The following is an 18,463-nucleotide window of genomic DNA, read 5'->3' as shown; positions in this document are numbered from 1 at the left end:
CAACCATCTCAATTTTAACCCTCAGCACCATCTACAAAAATGTAACCTACGCCACGAACCGTTTTAATACGCGGCTCACCATTATCGAAGTTTCCGACCTTCTTACGCAAGTTACTGATGTGCATATCCAAACTGCGGTCGTACATAGTCAATTTACGACCTAGCGCTTTTTCTGACAATTCCTGTTTAGTCATCACCTGCCCAGGCACCATCATCATACACTCAAGCAAAGCATACTCAGATGTGGTCAGCTCAATCGCTTCTTCGTACAAGTAAACGGTACGGTCGCGACGACGAAGCAATACGTCAGATAGCTCCAAGTCAGACATTGGATCGTCTTCTTTCTCTTGGGAAGAACGACGCAAGATTGCCTTGATACGGGCCAACAGCTCACGCGGATTAAACGGCTTAGACAAGTAGTCATCTGCCCCCATTTCAAGACCTAGAATGCGATCAATATCATCGCCTTTCGCGGTCAACATAATGACGGGGATAGAGCTCTTGTTACGTATCTGCTTCAAAGTCTCAAAGCCATCAAGTACCGGCATCATCACATCTAGAATCACGATATCAGGGCGATCCTGTTCCATGTAGTCTAATGCTTCTTGTCCGTTCCACGCATGAGTTACTTCGTAACCCTCTCCATCAAAGTACTCTTTTACTAAGTCTGAAAGACGAGCATCGTCGTCTGCTAAAAGCATCTTAACCATAATCAACCCTTTTAAATGTAAAGTCGTTTGACTCTTAGATAGTATGGTAGTAAGCGCACAATTAAATCCCTCTTTTCAATGTGCTGACACTTTTTACTAATCGACTGACGTATTGCCCCCTAAAAAAACAAAAACGCCCCCTGAGATCCACTCATAGGGGCGTCTTTACAATTGAAGGAGGCGTTATTTCACTTCGATCACTTGCTCTTCAATGCGTGCTTTCCATTCGGCTGGACCAGTCAAATGAACGGAAGTACCTGCCGCGTCCACCGCAACAGTCACCGGCATATCCACCACATCGAACTCATAAATGGCTTCCATCCCCATTTCAGGGAAGGCTACTACATCCGCTTTCTTAATGGCTTTAGACACCAAGTATGCAGCACCGCCGACCGCCATCAGATAGACAGCACCAAACTCTTTGATCGCTTCGATTGCCACAGGACCACGTTCTGCTTTACCAATCATGCCAAGTAAACCTGTCTTCTCAAGCATGGTATGGGTGAATTTATCCATACGTGTCGACGTGGTTGGACCTGCTGGACCTACCGCTTCGTCTTTTACTGGATCCACAGGCCCAACGTAGTAAATAAAGCGCCCTTTGAGATCTACTGGCAATTCTTCGCCATTAGCAATCATCTCAACCATTTTCTTGTGAGCAGCGTCGCGGCCCGTCAACATTTTACCGTTTAATAGGATGGTTTCACCTGGCTTCCACTCTTTCACCATTTCAGGGGTGATTTCATCCAAGTTCACACGGCGAACACTGTCACCCACTTCCCAAGTGATATCTGGCCAATCATCTAAAGAAGGTGGAACTAGATCCGCAGGACCTGAGCCATCCAGTACGAAGTGCGCATGACGAGTTGCCGCACAGTTTGGAATCATAGCAACAGGCAAAGACGCGGCATGGGTTGGGTAATCCATAATTTTGACATCTAGTACTGTCGTTAGGCCACCAAGACCTTGTGCGCCAATACCTAGATTGTTAACCGCTTCAAAGATCTCTAAACGCAATTCTTCTGCACGGTTTTGTGGGCCACGAGCTTTCAATTCATGGATATCGATGGGTTCCATCAAGGACTCTTTCGCCATCAACATGGCTTTTTCAGCCGTACCACCAATACCAATACCCAACATACCTGGAGGACACCAGCCCGCGCCCATCGTAGGTACTGTCTTCTTAACCCACTCAACAATTGAGTCAGATGGGTTCAACATTGCCATTTTAGATTTGTTCTCAGAGCCACCGCCTTTCGCAGCAACATGCACTTCAACTGTGTCACCAGGAACCACTTCCATATGAATAACAGCAGGAGTATTGTCTTTGGTGTTTTTACGGGCACCAGCAGGATCATCCAGAATGGACGCACGCAGTACGTTATCCGGGTGCAAGTAAGCACGGCGCACACCTTCGTTAATCATGTCAGTGACGCTCATAGCGCTTTCCCACTGAACATTCATACCGACCTTTACAAATACTGTCACGATGCCTGTGTCTTGACAGATCGGACGCTTACCTTCGGCACACATACGAGAGTTAATTAGAATCTGAGCCATCGCATCTTTTGCTGCTTGGCTTTCTTCTCGCTCGTAGGCTTCATGGACGGCTTTAACAAAATCTAGAGGGTGGTAGTAAGAGATAAACTGAAGTGCGTCGGCCACGCTGGAAATCAGATCATCTTCTTTAATAATGCTCATGCGACTCTCCTGCTGAGTATTATGCTTTTATGAGGAAGCAGAATGTTAAAAGATGCGCTGACGCATTAAAAGGTTTTACTAAAATTTTCAGCAAATATACCAGCCATTCACAAAATCAATATTAATTCCCAACCAACAAAAAAGCCTCCGTATGCAGGAGGCTTTTTTATACTCAAGGCTGAATCAGGCTTTCTGAGACGAATGAGGATGTCGCACGGAATACTGCACATACTCTTCAAGAATGGACGAAGTAAAATTCTCGCGCTCTGTCAATGATGGAATCTGCTCCGCCTCCCAATTAATCAAGCTCACGAAAACAGAATATTTATTGATGCAACCATAGTTCAAATCACGGACACTGATTTGATGCGCCTCCATTAGGCGTAACACTTGCTCGATGACTTTTTGACTTTCAAACTGACTGACACCTTCGATACTCTTCAGCATACGCTGAACCCGCTCCACTGGGTTTTCAGACACTTTCGGCTCCGCTTTTGAACGGCTTGCCATCAAGAACTTATCCAGCATTTCTTCAGTATACACTTCACGCTCATGTACATCGGAAACTTGCGCGCTTTCACGCTCTAGCAAACGGATAAATAAACTCTTGTTTTGAATGTCCGAAAACTCAAGATCCCGCAGAGTTAAACCGCTTTCTGTCATGATGGTGATCACAGCATCGTAAGACTCTTTAGCTGAATCATTTCCCTTGGCTGCTAGGGACAGATGACGACGCAACTCATGCATGATCTTCGCAGCGCGATAGTCTTCTTTCATCTGCACGTGTTGGGTGTACTGCTCTTTACAACCTTCCAGCTTAGCATTGAGCTCTTCAAAACCTTGTTGGGCATCTTGCTCAGCACGCAAAGAGCTTATCCGCAATTCTGAACGCTCAGTCTCCCATGCTTCGTAAGCACGAGCCCGAGCTTGGAAAGCTCTTTCAATAGCCTCTTCAAAGCTTTGCTCGATGCGAGCACGTTCAGAACGCTCTTTCTGCTCTTCTAACTCAATGGCAGCACGTTGGGCTCGTCGAGCAGACAAAGACTCTTGCGCAAGAATAAGCTGGCTTTCCAACCCTTGAATCTCAGACTGAATAGTGGATTCATCAAAGTCCATCAAACGATCATGAACCTTCGACCAATAGCCATCTTGCTCAAAAGGCACGTCAGGATTGCTAGATGCGTATTGATTACGAAGAGTTTCCTTGAAGGCTTCCCCAGAAGGACGAAATGCTTGGGCCGCATCAATCACATTATCATGAGTGGCAAAACGATCTTCCGCCACGGCGGGCTCTGCATGTATGTCGTCGGGATCTTTACTGGCTTCCATTTCTACTTCTTCACAAATAACATCTTCGTTTAATTCTTCTGCGGGTTCTACCGAATCCACTGGGTCATCCACAGATTCTAGCTCTGGCTCGGCCGCTACCTGCTCAGCTGCAGATTCATCTCCCGAATCTTGAGACTTGGACGACTCAGTAACCGAGTCCTCACTGGCAGCCGCTTGCTGGGCATTACATTCTGATTGATTAGAAAAATCGACTTCTGATTCAAAATCCACTGAATCATCATCAAGAATAGTCTTCGCATTAGCGTAGGCTTTCTGAGGATCTACCGGTTTCTCAGAAAAACGACGCTGAGACACATGCTCTGAAGTACTGACAGTATTGGTTGCTGTCTTAGCATGGCGTGGCGGCCCGCTCCAGCTCACTTTGAACAATGTGGTTCGATCACACAGCTGATACATGGGGATATCCCCTTGATTTAAGCCATTCTGGAGAATGATGGCTTCAGCATGCCTAAATGCCATACTGGACTCGCTTGAGTTGGTCGAAGTTGCGAGATTTAGTAGCTTTACAACTTTCCCGATCGCTTTCTTTTTCCGTCTCAGACTCATTATTTGCCGCCTTTGTGCTTTTTGACTCTGCAACCAATACTTAATCAATCAACAAACAACACGCCATACATCATCTCATTGGCTTATCAACTAAAAAGTAAGATCTTCTGCTAACAATCCCCTAACCTTTAGCAAAATGCTCGCCAACTCTTCTTCAGTATAACCCAAAGCTGGAATTTGCCCCCATACAGGCTCAGGCCAGCAGGGATCATCTACATTCCGCGCCACATGGTGAAGATGCAATTGACGCACTTTATTACCAATTGCAGCCACATTTAACTTATCAGGGGCAAATACATCCTGCATCATTTCCGCCAAGAGGCAACTTTCTGCCATCACCTGCATACGATCTTCCGGCTGCAAATGATGAAGTTCTTCTACCTCCTCTCGACGTGGTACAAGTATAAACCAAGGCACATGACTGTTGTTTATTAACCGCAACTGACTCAAGGGGAAATCTCCAACCCAGACAGAGTCTTTTTCTAAAACCGTATCTAATTCAAACATGTCCATGACTTCCTATTTACATTACCGCGCTAGATGCGCACTATAGCACTCTAATTTAAAATGTTGCCAATGACTTGGAGTCCCCATGACGGAAATGCGTTGTGTCCTTGACGCACAAGCCAAACTCGCCGAATGCCCTCGCTGGGATGAGCAAACCAATACTCTTTATTTTGTGGATATTGACTCCTTTGAGTTACACGCCTTCCATCTCGATACTGGCGATCACGCAAAGCGAACGTTTGACGAAGAAATCGGCTGTTTTTCACTCACCCAAAATGGCGGCTTCATTGCTGCATTTCGCTCTGGTGTCTATACCTTTGCAGACTTCAATGCGCCATTAATCCCTTATTGGCTAGCGGACTACGATCAAAAAACCACCCGTTTTAATGATGGCCGCTGTGACCCTAAAGGTCGCTTCTTAGCAGGCACCATGTACTCCCCTAAAGACGCTTTCCTTGGCGGCCTTTACCAATTCGAAAATGGTCAGCAACTTTTGCTCGATCAAGCGGCTTGGACATCTAATGGGTTGGCCTTCTCTCCAGACCACAAAACTATGTACTATTCGGATACCCCCAACCATATTGTCTATCAATTTGATTACGACGTAGAGACGGGAAAAGCCACAAACAAGCGGACATTTATTGAATTCCCTCGTGGCAACGGCCGCCCCGACGGCGCCGCTGTCGACGCTGAAGGCAACTATTGGTCCGCTCTTTACCAAGGCCAACGGGTGGTCAAAATTAGTCCTGAAGGGGACATTTTGGCGGAATACCCTGTCCCTGCCACTTATCCAACCATGGTCGCTTTCGGCGGCAAAGACATGAAGACTCTATTTGTCTCCACTTGCCGTGGCGCTCAAACAGAAGAAGAACTTAAAAGTTTCCCCAACGCTGGGGGAATTTTTGCGCTAGACACTGACACTCAAGGTCAGACTGAATTCCGCTTTGCGGGTTAATTGAAGACTAAATTTTAGAAAGACGAATAACACTATGCGTGCAAGCAACTACCTATTTTCTACCTTACGTGACGCACCTTCTGATGCTGTGGTCACAAGCCATCAACTGATGATACGCGCAGGCATGATCCGCCAAGTATCTAAAGGCTTGTACACTTGGCTACCCACTGGCATCAAGACATTTAAAAAGGTTGAAAACATCGTCCGCGAGGAAATGCAAAAAGCAGGCTCCCTTGAAGTGATGATGCCTGGTGTACAGCCAGCAGAGCTATGGCAAGAAACTGGCCGTTGGCAAAAATATGGCCCAGAGCTTCTGCGCCTAAAAGATCGTCATGACCGCGACTACTGTGTGGGCCCAACCCATGAAGAAGTCATAACGGACCTTGCCCGCAACGAACTCACAAGTTACAAGCAGTTGCCGCTTAACATGTTCCAAATTCAGACCAAATTCCGTGACGAAGTGCGCCCTCGCTTTGGCGTCATGCGTTCTCGCGAATTCGTGATGAAGGACGCATATTCTTTCCACATATCACAAGAATCTCTGCAAGAGACTTACGATGTGATGCATCAAGCCTACTGCAACGTATTTGACCGAATTGGCCTAGATTATCGTCCAGTACAAGCGGATTCAGGCTCTATCGGTGGTGCTTATTCTCACGAATTCCATGTGCTTGCCGACTCTGGCGAAGATGATATCGCTTTCAGCGACTCGTCTGACTTTGCAGCCAACGTTGAATTGGCTGAAGCCATCTGCGCAAAAACTGAAGCAGATGCTGCCACACAAGCCCTGGAAGAAGTCTTCACACCAAACTGCAAAACCATTGCTGCGGTGGCTGAATTCTTAAAGTTACCGGTTGAGAAAACCGTTAAAACCATGCTGATCAAAGCCACAGACGAAGAAGGCGAACCTTCTATCATTGCTTTGGTATTACGTGGTGACCATGCAATCAACGAGATTAAAGTTGAGAAAATCAAAGGTGCAGTAGTGCCATTTGAGTTCGCAACCGAAGCCGACATCATTGCTAAAGTGGGCTGCCAACCAGGCTCTATCGGACCTAAAGGCCTTAAAGAAGCAGGCGTTCGCGTCATTGTCGATCGCTCCGCTGCCGTCCTGTCCGACTTCTGTGCTGGTGCCAACAAAGATGACTACCACTTCATCGGCCTTAATTGGGCCCGTGATTGCGCCGAGTTCGAAATCGCAGACATTCGTAACGTGGTTGAAGGGGATCCATCTCCAGATGGTCAAGGCAAAATCGTCATCAAACGCGGCATTGAAGTCGGTCATATTTTCCAACTTGGACAAACTTACTCTGAGTCCATGAAAGCGACCGTTCTAGATGAAAACGGTAAAGCACAAACCATGTGGATGGGCTGTTACGGCATTGGCGTGTCTCGCATCGTAGCGGCTGCCATTGAACAAAACTTCGATGATCGAGGCATTATCTGGCCAGAATCCATTGCACCGTTTCAAGTGGCCATCGTTGCCATGAATTACGAAAAATCAGAAGCTGTTCGCGATGCTTGTGAAACCCTATACAAAGACCTTCAAGAGAAAGGAATCGATGTGATCCTAGATGATCGCAAAGAACGCCCGGGTGTAAAATTCGCAGATTGCGAACTACTCGGCATCCCTCATCGCTTAGTGGTGGGTGACAAAGGACTTGCAAATGGCACTTTAGAATACAAGAGCCGCAAAACAGGAGAAGGCGAAGATGTTAATCAAAGCAGTGCCGTTTCGTTCATCTTGGAGAAATTGGCCTAGCGCCAAACCCACACTGCTGGTAATCAGCCTGAGTGCCGTTGGCACTCAGGCTGCTCACGCAGCAGATGCAACTATCTGGCGAAGCGCTATGGGCGCAACCGTTATTGCCACAGCATTAACTAATGCACTAGGTTCAGACACCATGCTTTTGGAACTGGGCACAGGCAATGACATTTACTTTGCGCGCTACTCCGCACGCTGGTACTCAGATACCTCCACCACGTTTAGCAACGGCTTAACCATCACACCATCGCTGCAGGCAGGCTATTCTAAGTGGCAGAGCGCAAAAGACTCCAGCTCATCCGCCACCAACAATGTTATCGATCTGCTACCGGTATTTCGCTGGGAAGGCTCAGCCCTTCCACTAGTCGATTTTATTGATACCGGCGTTGGGCTCTCAATCTTTAGCAGTGATGAATTAGCGGGCCGAAAGTTTGGCGGGCCATTGCAGTTTAACAACTACCTTGGAATCGGTTGGCGCTTCGGGGAAGACGATAACTGGGAAGCCTCGGTCCACTACCAACACTACTCCAACAACAACATCTACGAAGAAAATAACGGCGTAAACTTTGCCCACATTTCCATCGGATACAACTATTAAGAAACCATTATGACAGTTATTTACCATAACCCTCGTTGCTCCAAATCCCGTGAAACACTTCAACTTTTAGAAGACAACAACATCATTCCTGAGGTGAAGCTTTATTTGCAAACACCTCCAACAAAGGAAGAATTGAAAGAGTTACTAAATAAGCTTGGAATGACTTCCGCCCAAGAACTGATGCGCAAGAAAGAAGAGGACTATAAGACCTTAAATCTAAAATCAGAAAGTGACGAAGAAACGCTAATAGACGCCATGATCAACCACCCTAAACTGATCGAGCGCCCTATCGTCGTTCACGGGGGCAAAGCGAAAGTTGGTCGCCCACCAGAATCGGTGCTTGAGCTATTTTAATGAATATCAACCTACTGATTCTGTATTACAGTCGCCACGGCTCTGTGGCGACTATGGCAAAACATATCGCCCGTGGTGCTCAACAAGTCGCCAACACTCATGTGGTCATACGCCAACTACCTGACGCTTCCTTCACCACAGAACAAACCAGCGACCCTATTCCTGAGTCCGGCTACCCATATTGTGAATTAGACGACCTAGCAGAATGCGATGGCCTAGCCATTGGCTCCCCATCCTACTTTGGCAGCATGGCAGCCCCAGTAAAGTTATTTCTGGATCAAACCAGCACCCTTTGGATGAGCGGACAGTTGATCGACAAACCCGCCTGTGCCTTTGCCAGTGCCAGCTCCATGCACGGCGGACACGAGATGACACTGCAATCTATGATGATCCCCCTACTACACCACGGCATGGTTTGGGCTGGCTTACCCTACAAAAACAAGGCTTTGATCAATACCAAAGCAGGAGGCACTCCTTACGGTGTTACTCATTTAGCGTCTCATACCTCTGATACAGGATTATCAGATGATGAAATCGAATTATGTGTTGCCCAAGGCAAACGATTAGCTGAGCTTGCTACGGCCCTAAAAAAGCGATCATAGACGCAAACAAATCCCCAAGAGCTTACTCGGCACCCGTTAACCAACAGGGTGCCGTGCAAGCCTAACGCTTCTTGGAAAGCTCACAATAACGCCTTCGCCACTTATATTAACGCTACTATCCAAACAATCGTTGCGCCCATACCGTTAAGCCGCTGGCCACACTACCAAAGTGATCGCCATCTAAAACGGGGATATCACCGATTTCTGCCCGTATCGCCGACTGTACTGCAGGAGATTTTGCAGAGCCCCCCGTTATATAAATAACATCTGGACGCTCCCCGGCTTCTGCAATGGCGCTTTTCATGAGCCTAACCATCTTCCCTAAAGGAGACTCCACTGCGCGGGTAAACGCATCACGTTCAATCGTTACATTTAATTCTGGCTCGATATAATCCAACTTTACTTGGTAGGACATTTGCTCTGACAACCCAATTTTGGCTTCTTCCGCATTACGAACCACATGAAAATTATGCTTATGTTCACGCATCAAGATAAAACGGTCCATCAGCTTAGGATGAACCATATCCATGCGAAGCTGCTCCATCTGAACCTTACTATCTAGACTGGCAAATATCCCTTGTGCAGACACATCATTGGTTGTCACAGCATTCCAATACAACTGGGTCGGCATCGGTAGACCCGTTTTTAACTCAGCCCCCATACCAAATACCGGCATCAACTCACGACCAGCAAGTTGAATATCAAGATCATTCCCACCTACCCGCTCCCCGGTATAAGCCAAGAAATCCTCAGAGCGATCAAGTTTATCCCGGTAGCTAGGCCCCATTCGCACCATTGCACAATCACTGGTACCACCACCGATATCAACCACAAGCACCGTCTGATCTTTGGACAAATTCCGCTCAAAATCCAATCCCGCAGCAATTGGCTCATACTGAAACTCAACGCTTTTAAAACCTGCACGCTTCGCCGCAACAGACAAGACATCCAGCGCCTGAGCATTACTTTCTTGCGCATCCAAGCCCTGAAAATTGACTGGCCGACCAATCACTGTATGAGTTAGTTCTTGCCCTGTTGACACTTCAGAACGGCGCTTAACATTCAGCATCATCAAAGCAACAATGTCTTCAAAAAAGGCTATATGCTCAGCCCTTAGCCCTGAACCACCAAGAAATGACTTAGGGGACTTTACAAAATAACCATCTTCAGGGAACTGGTAGTACTCTGAAAAAGCCTCTCGCCCATAAAACACAACCGTATCATCAGACTCATAACCTTCCCCAACACGAAATCTACGCGCTCGAGTCAAGATTGCTTGTCGCGCTTGAAGATAGGCCTCTCGTTGATCTGCTGATAAGCCCAATGCAACGGCCTCAGTGATCAGATCACGGTGCATCGCGTACACTGTAGAAGGCAAGTATTTGTGCTCACCCTCTAATCGTAGCAACTCAGGCACCCCAGATTTCATAACGCCTAAAGCACAATTGGAGGTACCATAATCAAATCCACAAAACATCTTATTGCCTCCAAATCTAAAAAAGCCGTGGACTGTACCACAGTCATTGTCCCCCGTCAGCGTAAAGCCAAGAAAGCACGTTATCTGCTGTCCCACTACTCATAATAGGTTTATAATGGTTGTCTAATGTCTATCAATAACTTCGACGCTCGTTACGGAGGACTAAAGCTTGAGCATTTCCAATAATATTCTTCATCACATTGAGAATTTCACTGCCCAACGTGATAAGGAACTGCTTGCTTTCAGTTTATTAAAAAGTATCCGTAACATATTGACCCCAGTTAAGGCCTCTATTCTTACGCTTAATAGCAAGGATGAGCCAACCATGGAGATCACACTAGCAAGTAGCGACAAATGCCGCTTTAATCATAAAAACATCCACCTGCCACCTGAAATTAAAAAATCTATTGAGTACATGAACTCTTGGCAGCTAGATGAATTTGTCGATGCATACGATCATCAACACGTATCCTTTCACTTACTCAAACAAAGTCGACAGAACGCTCAATACCTAGTAATTACGCTGGATAAAAAACCAAGCAAATCTGAAAACTACATCATTAAAGGTATGCTGAGCATTTACAGCAACTTCAGCTCCCTGTTAATCGAAGCCCAAACAGATGAACTCACAGGGTTAATGAATCGCAAGACTTTTGAAGAATCCATCGTAAAGCTCTATCAAAAATTCGACGTAGAAGACGATGAGCATACAGAACAATCTAATTGGATTGCGATTATAGACTTGGACCACTTTAAAAATATTAACGATAATTTTGGCCACCTATATGGTGATGAAGTTCTGATCCATGTTTCTCGTGTGATGCAACAGACATTTCGCCATGATGATTTACTGTTCCGCTTTGGCGGTGAAGAATTCGTTATTTTAATGAAAAATCGCGGACGCAAGGATTGCGAAAGAGTTTTAGAAGCACTGCGACAGAATGTCCAAAATATCAAACTTCCAAATATAGATGCCATTACAGTTAGTATTGGCGTATGTGAGTTTAATGATGACGTATTCCATATCACCTTAATGGATCGCGCAGACCAAGCCTTGTATTACAGTAAGCAGCACGGCCGCAATCAAATTACCTTCTTCGACCAAGTCGTAGCAGAAGGACTGGCCGTAGAAAGCCAGGTTAACGCTGGCGAAATAGACTTATTTTAAGATAGACCTGTTTTACTCCCAAACTATTCATCTTCTAAACCAATACCTAAACCCCATAACGAAAAAAGCCGAGACATTTACTGTCTCGGCTTTTTTGCAGTCTTACAAAAGCTTATGCTTTGAATGGGTCGCGCAATACGATCGTTTCGTTACGATCTGGACCAGTTGAAATGATATCCACTGGCACACCAATTTTCTCTTCGATAAACTTGATATAAGCCTGAGCATTAGCAGGCAAAGCTTCAAAGCTTGGAGCGCCCACAGTTGACTCGGACCAGCCAGGAAGCTCTTCGTAAACAGGAATAGCCTGATCGTAGCCTTCAGAGTCCACAAGCGAGCCAGACACAGGATTACCATTAGCATCCTGATAGCCTACACAAACCTGAATTGTCTCAAAACCATCTAGTACGTCTAACTTAGTTAAGCAAATACCAGAGATAGAGTTAATTTGAACTGCGTGGCGAAGCACCATGGCATCAAACCAACCACAGCGACGCTGACGACCAGTTGTCGCACCAAACTCATGACCACGCTCCCCTAGACGCTGACCGTTTTCACAGGACAACTCTGTTGGGAATGGGCCTGAACCAACACGGGTCGTGTAAGCTTTAGTAATACCCAAAACATAGTCTAGATACAAAGGACCGAAGCCAGTGCCTGCAGGAGCACCACCAGCCGTCGTGTTGGAAGACGTTACGTATGGGTAAGTACCGTGATCCACATCCAGCAATGAACCCTGCGCACCTTCGAACATAATGTTCGCGCCAGATTTACGTAGATCGTGTAACAAGCTGATTGTGTCGGTCACCATCGGACGCAAGAACTCAGCCATCTTCAGACCTTCTTCATAAACGTCTTCAAATGCAACTGGCTCCACTTTGTAGAAGCTTTCTAGCATGAAGTTGTAGTAGGCCAAAACTTCTTTTAGCTTCTCAGCGAAACGATCTTTATCCAGAATGTCTGCTACACGGATCGCACGGCGGGCAACCTTGTCTTCGTAAGCAGGACCGATACCACGACCTGTTGTACCGATTTTCTTATCGCCTTTTGCAATCTCGCGCGCCTGATCCATAGCAATATGGTAAGGCAGGATCAAAGGACATGCTGGGCTCACTTTCAAGCGCTCTACCGCTGGGATACCTTGCTCCTGAAGCTCTTCAACTTCTTTAAGCAATGCAGCCGGAGACAATACAACACCGTTGCCAATGACACATTGAACGCCTTCACGCAAAATGCCAGATGGAATCAAATGCAACACGGTTTTTTTACCGTCAATCACTAGCGTGTGACCCGCATTGTGACCACCTTGGAAGCGTACTACCGCAGCCACTTCTTCTGTTAGTAGGTCAACGACCTTACCTTTACCTTCGTCACCCCATTGAGTGCCTAGAATAACAACGTTCTTACCCATTTTTATGGTCTCACTTAAGATTGTTCTATACAGAAAATCGGTTATTTAATTGAAACGAGTTTCCATTGGTCGCCTTCGCCTACCAATTGGAAATCAAAATCTGCCCCATCAAGACTTGGCTCTAGCTGCTCAATAACTTTGTAACCTTCGCTGCGAAGGGATTGAACTTGCTGCCAAAGTGCTGCGGTTGTGGCTAAAGGTGCTAACACCTTCTGCGGCTCTGCAACCACTACATCAGCTAACGCCACCAAAGCTTTTACATCGGTACTAAAACCCGTGGCTGGACGAGAGCGGCCAAAGACTTCACCAATGTAATCGTATCGACCACCACGGGCGACAGCATTACCATGACCAGGAACATAGGCAGCAAACACCAAACCAGTATGGTAGCTGTATGACTCCATATCAGATAAGTCAAAGTGCAAGCCTACGGACTCAAAGCGCTGAGACACAACTTCAGACACGGCACGAATCTGTTTCAGAGCATTAGTAACAGACTCACTCACGCCACTTAAAGCCGCTTCCGCTTGCTCTAACACCTCTACACCACCGCATAAACGCGGCAACGCCAACAACCATTGTTTCGCTTGCCCATCAATGGTTAAAGTAGAGACATACGCTTCAAGCTCAGGTAAGCCTTTGGCACGGTAAAGGTCAGTCAATTTGCTTTCTTGCTCGCCATTTACACCTGATGCAGCCATCACACCACGAACCACATCAATATGGCCCACATCCAACACCAGCTTGTTAAGCCCTGTCGTTGTTAAGGTATCCAGCATTAGAGAAAGGATTTCCAAATCACTTTCTATGCCACTATGGCCATACAGCTCAGCGCCTAATTGAATCGGGCTACGGGTTCCATCAAGCCCGGCTGGGGTTGTGCGTAATACACTGCCGCAGTAGCTCAAACGCTGAACACCATCTTGCTTCAAACAATGGGCATCAATTCGAGCAACTTGAGAAGTAAAGTCCGCACGAATCCCCATCAAACGACCTGAAAGCTGATCAATTACTTTGAAGGTTTCTAAGTCTAAGTCTGAGCCTGCGCCGATAAGGAGGGAGTCGAGATATTCTAATAGAGGGGGTATGACTAATTTGTAACCCCAATTTTCGTGGAGATTAAGCAGTGTTCTTCTTAGGTGCTCGATCTTCGCCGCTTGTTTTGGCAAAGCCTCATCTACACCGTCTGGAAGCAACCAGCGATCTGCTAGCGTCATTAATGTTTATCCTCTTAGCTTCGGGCCAGTAATAGGAGTATTAATCCCAGAAACATACTCACCGCCCCAAGCACTCGCAAATTCGTATTTGAACTCGCGATCGCCTTTGCCATAATTTCCCGCCATAAATTCGGCTTAAGAAACGGCAAAACGCCTTCGGCAATCAGAAGTAAACTGACGCCAACCAGCAGCGAATGCAACAATTCCTGCATAGACTCTCTATATTTTGACCATTAAAAAACCGGGCTTAACCCGGTTTTGTAGATTCTATCACGATTATATGGCCGACTTACAGGCTAAAGCCATGTAACCCGACCAAAATAATTACGATTAATTAGTTTGTTTGAAGTACTGGAAGAACTCGCTATCAGGCTTCAATACAAATAAGTCACCATTACCAGAGAAGCTCTCACGGTATGCTTGTAAGCTACGGTAAAACTCGTAGAAATCTGGATCCTGAGTGTAAGCGTCTGCGTAGATAGCAGCTGCTTGCGCATCGCCGTCACCGCGAATCATTTCCGCGTCACGCTGGGCTTCTGCCTCAAGCACGACTTGCTGACGATCAGCGTCCGCACGAATACCTTCTGCAAGTTCTAGACCTTTAGAACGGTGCTCACGAGCCTCACGTTCACGCTCTGTCCGCATACGCTGGTAAACAGACTCACTTACGTCAGGTGGCAAGTCGATACGCTTAACACGAATATCAACGATCGTAATACCTAGCTCATTTTTCGCTACCGTATCGATTCGATCGCGCAATTCTGTCATCAACTCTTCACGTTCACCGGATACCACTTCGTGCATGGTTCGCTCACCAAATTGGTTACGCAGCCCCGTATCAACACGAGAAGACAATACTCGGTTCGCTACAAACTCATCACCAGAAGTGGCCTGATAAAAACGCGATACGTTCTCAATTTTCCACTTCACGTAAGAATCAACAATTACCGCTTTCTTCTCAAGCGTTAAGTAACGTTGCGGACGTGAATCCATAGTTAGAATTCGCGCATCGAACTTCTTAACTTCGTTCATAACTGGAATCTTGAAATGCAAACCAGGTTGAACATCGTCCTGAACGATCTCACCGAACTTAAGCACAACTGCTCTCTCGGTTTCTTTCACAACATACAGGGTCTGAGAGCCAACCAGTAAGGCAATCAACAGTAGAAATAGGATAGAAAAAGATAGATTTTTCATTAGTTTCTCCCTTGACGGTTAACGCTCGTGGAGCTTTGACGATTACGAATTTCTTCAATAACCTGGTCTGTCAAAGTACTAATAGAGGAAGAATCCAATCTATTTAAGCCACCTGTAGCGGCTCTTTGCTTCATAATCTGCTCAAGCGGCAAATACATCATGCTGTTGTTACCATCCGCATCAATGACCACTTTATTCACATCTTTATAGATCGACTCAATTGTCTCAATGTAAAGACGCTTTTTAGTAACTTCTGGTGCTTTCGCATACTCTTGGTATAAACGATCAAAACGATCCGCCTGACCTTGTGCACGAGCAACAATTTCAGAGCGGTAAGCTTCCGCTTCTTCACGAATACGCTGAGCACGACCACGAGCTTCAGGAATGATACCGTTGGCGTAAGACTCCGCTTCGTTACGAACACGCTGCTCATCTTCTTTCGCTTTAATTACGTCATCAAATGCTTCTTGCACTTGATTTGGCGCTTGAGTGTTCTCAACGTTTACCTTAGAGATCAACAGACCTGTACCGTAATTGTTAATATAAGACTGCAGACGTTCTTTTACTTCTGCCGCCAACACCTCACGACCTTCCGTTAGGATTTGGTCCATTTCCGTGGTACCCACCACATGACGCAAAGAACTCTCAACCGCTTGAGATAAAGATTCTTCAGGCGAACGAACGTTAATCACGAAATCGCGTGGATTTTCAATGGAGTATTGAACCGAAACACCCACCTCAACAATGGCTTCATCCACAGTCAACATCAGCGCTTTATGATCCAAAGAACGAACTTTGGTCACATTTACTTTTGTTACTGTATCGATCAATGGCGGATTCCAGTGTAGACCTGGCATAACAGTGTCGCTGTACTTACCTAAGCGCAATACAACACCACGCTCCTGCTGATCAACCTGATAAATACCCGTTGATGCCCACAAGGCAAATAAGCCAATAACAATGATGCCAATCAAGCCGCCACCGATTTTACCGCTAAAACCAGGACCACCATTAGAACCAGAGCCACCACCAGAAGAACGCTTCTTCTTAACACCAAGCATTCCCATTAACTTGTTGAATGCTTCGTCTAAGTCCGGTGGCCCTTGATCCTTACCACCAGATTGACGACCCCATGGGTCGTTACTGTTGTTAGGCTCTTGCTCACGCCCCCCATTGGAATTGCGGTTTTTATCCGTGTTCCATGGGTCGTTGTCGTTATTACCCGGTTCATTCCAGGCCATACTACATCTCCACTTTCTTATAATGATAATCCAGTTGTTTAGGCTGCCTGAATTTGCTCTTCAGACATGCCGACCCGCGCCAAGATCTGTAAGTAATCTTTACGGGGCAAGCGCAATTCTAATACTGAGCAACCTTGCTCATCATAATGCTCCGCTCTCACTGCTCCCTGTTCAAAAAGCATCGCTCGGAAACGCCCTTGGTGCGCAGGCACCAAAATAGTTTCATTAACAATGTCTTCTGACAGTAATTCTGCAATGGCTTGCTCTAACAGCTCGATACCAATCCCATCACGAGCAGACACCCAAACCCTAATAGGGTTCCCCTGATCATCACGATCAATTCTAGGCTCGCCGGTGGGCATAGCATCAATTTTGTTAAATACACGGAGCGTTGGCAACTCATCGGCACCAATCTCTTTCAAAACCGTTTCAACGGATTCAATATTATCATCACGATTCACGTCAGCCGCATCCACCACATGCAATAGTAGATCCGCCTCCGCAGACTCTTTTAGAGTCGCTTGGAATGCTTTCACTAATCGGTGAGGAAGCTTACGAATAAAACCTACCGTGTCCGCTAATACAACCGGGCCCACCTGCTCAAGATCCAATCTTCTCAGGGTCGGATCTAGGGTCGCAAACAGCTGATCTGCCGCAAAAACCTCTGCCCCCGTAATACGGTTAAACAAAGTGGACTTACCAGCGTTGGTGTACCCTACTAAAGATACGGTCGGAACATCTGATCGGTTTCGTGCTCGGCGACTTTGATCACGCTGAGAATTCACCTTATCCAATCGCTTCTGGATAGATTTGATGCGCTCGCGTAGGAGTCGTCGGTCAGTTTCAAGCTGAGTTTCACCTGGACCACGCATACCAATACCGCCTTTCTGGCGTTCAAGGTGGGTCCAGCCACGAATTAATCGTGTGGTCATATGCTGCAACTGGGCCAACTCTACCTGAAGTTTACCTTCGTGAGTTCGGGCTCGCTGAGCAAAAATATCCAAGATGAGTCCGGTACGGTCAAGTACACGACAATGCAAGACGCTTTCAAGATTACGCTCCTGAGAAGGAGTCAACGCATGATCAAAAAGCACAACCTGCGCTTCCTCTCTCATGACAATATCTTTTATTTCATCGAGTTTGCCGGTGCCGACAAAAAATTTGGAGTCTGGCTTATGACGAGACCCTGTTACAACAGCAACAGGGTCTGCACCAGCAGAGATAGCGAGTTCGACGAACTCTTCTGGCCCATGATTCTCGTCTTGATCATGAAAATCGATGTGAACCAGGACAGCAATTTCACCACTTTCAGGGCGTTCGAAAAACAAGTTATATAACCTCTAATTTGTCCTAGTTAGGACAAATTTATTCTGCTGCGTCTTCCGCCTGATCAGGGGACGGCAGACGAATAGTACGAGAAGGAACAACTGTCGAGATTGCGTGTTTGTACACCATTTGGCTAACGGTGTTTTTTAACAAAATCACGAACTGATCAAATGACTCGATTTGTCCCTGTAGTTTAATACCATTCACAAGAAAGATAGACACAGGCACTCTTTCTTTGCGAAGTACGTTTAGGTAAGGGTCTTGTAGTGACTGCCCTTTTGACATCGGACTCTCCTTAAGCAAGCAAACTCATAATTAAAATATTGGAAAAACAATAC

18 protein-coding genes are annotated in these 18,463 nt (G+C 46.3%); 6 read left to right on the top strand and 12 right to left on the bottom strand.

Going from position 1 to position 18,463, the window contains the following annotated elements; genetic code table 11:
* Window positions 1-14: 14 nt before the first annotated feature.
* The 4 genes from ACFQ45_RS16365 to ACFQ45_RS16350 all read right to left on the bottom strand — a co-directional run bounded on the left by ACFQ45_RS16365 (window position 15) and on the right by ACFQ45_RS16350 (window position 4,814).
* Window positions 15-710: a response regulator transcription factor gene (locus tag ACFQ45_RS16365; protein WP_377369641.1), complete on the bottom strand. Its 696-nt coding sequence runs from the start codon at window positions 708-710 to the stop codon at window positions 15-17.
* A gap of 183 nt (window positions 711-893) precedes the next feature.
* A complete protein-coding gene (locus tag ACFQ45_RS16360) occupies window positions 894-2,411 on the bottom strand; it encodes a fumarate hydratase (RefSeq protein ID WP_377369639.1) in 1,518 nt (505 codons plus the stop codon).
* Window positions 2,412-2,594: 183 nt separating this feature from the next.
* A complete protein-coding gene (locus tag ACFQ45_RS16355; RefSeq protein WP_377369637.1) occupies window positions 2,595-4,220 on the bottom strand; it encodes a hypothetical protein in 1,626 nt (541 codons plus the stop codon).
* Window positions 4,221-4,397: 177 nt separating this feature from the next.
* Window positions 4,398-4,814, bottom strand: a complete 417-nt coding sequence (locus ACFQ45_RS16350; protein WP_377369635.1) for an HIT domain-containing protein — start codon at window positions 4,812-4,814, stop codon at window positions 4,398-4,400.
* A gap of 85 nt (window positions 4,815-4,899) precedes the next feature.
* On the opposite strand from ACFQ45_RS16350, the gene ACFQ45_RS16345 reads away from it, so the two are divergent.
* Genes ACFQ45_RS16345 through wrbA form a run of 5 tightly spaced genes read left to right on the top strand, consistent with a single transcriptional unit; the run spans window position 4,900 to window position 9,088 of the window.
* Entirely contained in the window at window positions 4,900-5,769 is an 870-nt protein-coding gene (locus tag ACFQ45_RS16345) for an SMP-30/gluconolactonase/LRE family protein (RefSeq protein WP_377369633.1), read from the top strand.
* A 34-nt stretch (window positions 5,770-5,803) separates the two neighbouring features.
* Window positions 5,804-7,531 (top strand): proline--tRNA ligase, encoded by a 1,728-nt coding sequence (locus ACFQ45_RS16340; protein WP_377369631.1) that lies wholly within the window; start codon window positions 5,804-5,806, stop codon window positions 7,529-7,531.
* Window positions 7,482-8,132, top strand: coding sequence for an acyloxyacyl hydrolase (locus ACFQ45_RS16335; protein ID WP_377369629.1), 651 nt, complete (start codon window positions 7,482-7,484; stop codon window positions 8,130-8,132). Before ACFQ45_RS16340 ends, ACFQ45_RS16335 begins: the two co-directional genes overlap by 50 nt.
* A gap of 9 nt (window positions 8,133-8,141) precedes the next feature.
* On the top strand, window positions 8,142-8,486 hold the full coding sequence (gene arsC, locus ACFQ45_RS16330; RefSeq protein WP_377369627.1) for an arsenate reductase (glutaredoxin): 345 nt from the start codon (window positions 8,142-8,144) through the stop codon (window positions 8,484-8,486).
* Entirely contained in the window at window positions 8,486-9,088 is a 603-nt protein-coding gene (gene wrbA / locus ACFQ45_RS16325; RefSeq protein ID WP_377369625.1) for an NAD(P)H:quinone oxidoreductase, read from the top strand. The genes arsC and wrbA overlap by 1 nt, the downstream gene beginning before the upstream one ends.
* 115 nt (window positions 9,089-9,203) lie before the next feature.
* On the opposite strand, the gene yegD is transcribed toward wrbA, so the two are convergent.
* On the bottom strand, window positions 9,204-10,565 hold the full coding sequence (yegD, locus tag ACFQ45_RS16320; RefSeq protein ID WP_377369623.1) for a molecular chaperone: 1,362 nt from the start codon (window positions 10,563-10,565) through the stop codon (window positions 9,204-9,206).
* Window positions 10,566-10,734: 169 nt separating this feature from the next.
* Between yegD and ACFQ45_RS16315 the strand changes: the two genes are divergently transcribed.
* Entirely contained in the window at window positions 10,735-11,733 is a 999-nt protein-coding gene (locus ACFQ45_RS16315) for a GGDEF domain-containing protein (RefSeq protein WP_377369621.1), read from the top strand.
* A 112-nt stretch (window positions 11,734-11,845) separates the two neighbouring features.
* Here ACFQ45_RS16315 and ACFQ45_RS16310 read toward each other — a convergent pair whose 3' ends face one another.
* From ACFQ45_RS16310 to hfq, 7 genes are all read right to left on the bottom strand, one after another.
* Window positions 11,846-13,144, bottom strand: a complete 1,299-nt coding sequence (locus tag ACFQ45_RS16310) for an adenylosuccinate synthase (protein ID WP_377369619.1) — start codon at window positions 13,142-13,144, stop codon at window positions 11,846-11,848.
* Between the two features lie 41 nt (window positions 13,145-13,185).
* Window positions 13,186-14,361, bottom strand: a complete 1,176-nt coding sequence (locus ACFQ45_RS16305; protein WP_377369617.1) for an ATP phosphoribosyltransferase regulatory subunit — start codon at window positions 14,359-14,361, stop codon at window positions 13,186-13,188.
* 14 nt (window positions 14,362-14,375) lie between these two features.
* Window positions 14,376-14,573 carry a DUF2065 family protein gene (locus tag ACFQ45_RS16300; RefSeq protein WP_377369615.1) on the bottom strand — a complete coding sequence of 66 codons (198 nt, stop codon included), beginning with the start codon at window positions 14,571-14,573 and terminating at the stop codon, window positions 14,376-14,378.
* 118 nt (window positions 14,574-14,691) lie between these two features.
* Complete coding sequence (hflC, locus tag ACFQ45_RS16295) at window positions 14,692-15,558, bottom strand: protease modulator HflC (RefSeq protein ID WP_377369614.1); 867 nt, start codon at window positions 15,556-15,558, stop codon at window positions 14,692-14,694.
* The gene (gene hflK, locus ACFQ45_RS16290) at window positions 15,558-16,799 is read right to left on the bottom strand and encodes an FtsH protease activity modulator HflK (protein ID WP_377369612.1); all 1,242 of its coding nucleotides are present in this window, start codon (window positions 16,797-16,799) and stop codon (window positions 15,558-15,560) included. Before hflK ends, hflC begins: the two co-directional genes overlap by 1 nt.
* Before the next feature lie 38 nt (window positions 16,800-16,837).
* Window positions 16,838-18,127, bottom strand: a complete 1,290-nt coding sequence (hflX, locus tag ACFQ45_RS16285; RefSeq protein ID WP_377369610.1) for a ribosome rescue GTPase HflX — start codon at window positions 18,125-18,127, stop codon at window positions 16,838-16,840.
* Window positions 18,128-18,164: 37 nt separating this feature from the next.
* Window positions 18,165-18,410: an RNA chaperone Hfq gene (hfq, locus tag ACFQ45_RS16280; RefSeq protein ID WP_067097470.1), complete on the bottom strand. Its 246-nt coding sequence runs from the start codon at window positions 18,408-18,410 to the stop codon at window positions 18,165-18,167.
* Between the last annotated feature and the right edge of the window lie 53 nt (window positions 18,411-18,463).

The organism is Rhodanobacter aciditrophus, assembly GCF_042679525.1.
Lineage (GTDB): Bacteria > Pseudomonadota > Gammaproteobacteria > Pseudomonadales > Marinomonadaceae > Marinomonas > Marinomonas aciditrophus.
This window is presented reverse-complemented; position numbering and strand designations above follow the sequence as displayed.

Coding starts and splice junctions, on each gene's coding strand:
- ACFQ45_RS16365 (WP_377369641.1), bottom strand. CDS start 710: ATGGTTAAGATGCTTTTAGCAGACGACGATGCTCGTCTTTCAGACTTA.
- ACFQ45_RS16360 (WP_377369639.1), bottom strand. CDS start 2,411: ATGAGCATTATTAAAGAAGATGATCTGATTTCCAGCGTGGCCGACGCA.
- ACFQ45_RS16355 (WP_377369637.1), bottom strand. CDS start 4,220: ATGGCATTTAGGCATGCTGAAGCCATCATTCTCCAGAATGGCTTAAAT.
- ACFQ45_RS16350 (WP_377369635.1), bottom strand. CDS start 4,814: ATGTTTGAATTAGATACGGTTTTAGAAAAAGACTCTGTCTGGGTTGGA.
- ACFQ45_RS16345 (WP_377369633.1), top strand. CDS start 4,900: ATGACGGAAATGCGTTGTGTCCTTGACGCACAAGCCAAACTCGCCGAA.
- ACFQ45_RS16340 (WP_377369631.1), top strand. CDS start 5,804: ATGCGTGCAAGCAACTACCTATTTTCTACCTTACGTGACGCACCTTCT.
- ACFQ45_RS16335 (WP_377369629.1), top strand. CDS start 7,482: ATGTTAATCAAAGCAGTGCCGTTTCGTTCATCTTGGAGAAATTGGCCT.
- arsC (WP_377369627.1), top strand. CDS start 8,142: ATGACAGTTATTTACCATAACCCTCGTTGCTCCAAATCCCGTGAAACA.
- wrbA (WP_377369625.1), top strand. CDS start 8,486: ATGAATATCAACCTACTGATTCTGTATTACAGTCGCCACGGCTCTGTG.
- yegD (WP_377369623.1), bottom strand. CDS start 10,565: ATGTTTTGTGGATTTGATTATGGTACCTCCAATTGTGCTTTAGGCGTT.
- ACFQ45_RS16310 (WP_377369619.1), bottom strand. CDS start 13,144: ATGGGTAAGAACGTTGTTATTCTAGGCACTCAATGGGGTGACGAAGGT.
- ACFQ45_RS16305 (WP_377369617.1), bottom strand. CDS start 14,361: ATGACGCTAGCAGATCGCTGGTTGCTTCCAGACGGTGTAGATGAGGCT.
- ACFQ45_RS16300 (WP_377369615.1), bottom strand. CDS start 14,573: ATGCAGGAATTGTTGCATTCGCTGCTGGTTGGCGTCAGTTTACTTCTG.
- hflC (WP_377369614.1), bottom strand. CDS start 15,558: ATGAAAAATCTATCTTTTTCTATCCTATTTCTACTGTTGATTGCCTTA.
- hflK (WP_377369612.1), bottom strand. CDS start 16,799: ATGGCCTGGAATGAACCGGGTAATAACGACAACGACCCATGGAACACG.
- hfq (WP_067097470.1), bottom strand. CDS start 18,410: ATGTCAAAAGGGCAGTCACTACAAGACCCTTACCTAAACGTACTTCGC.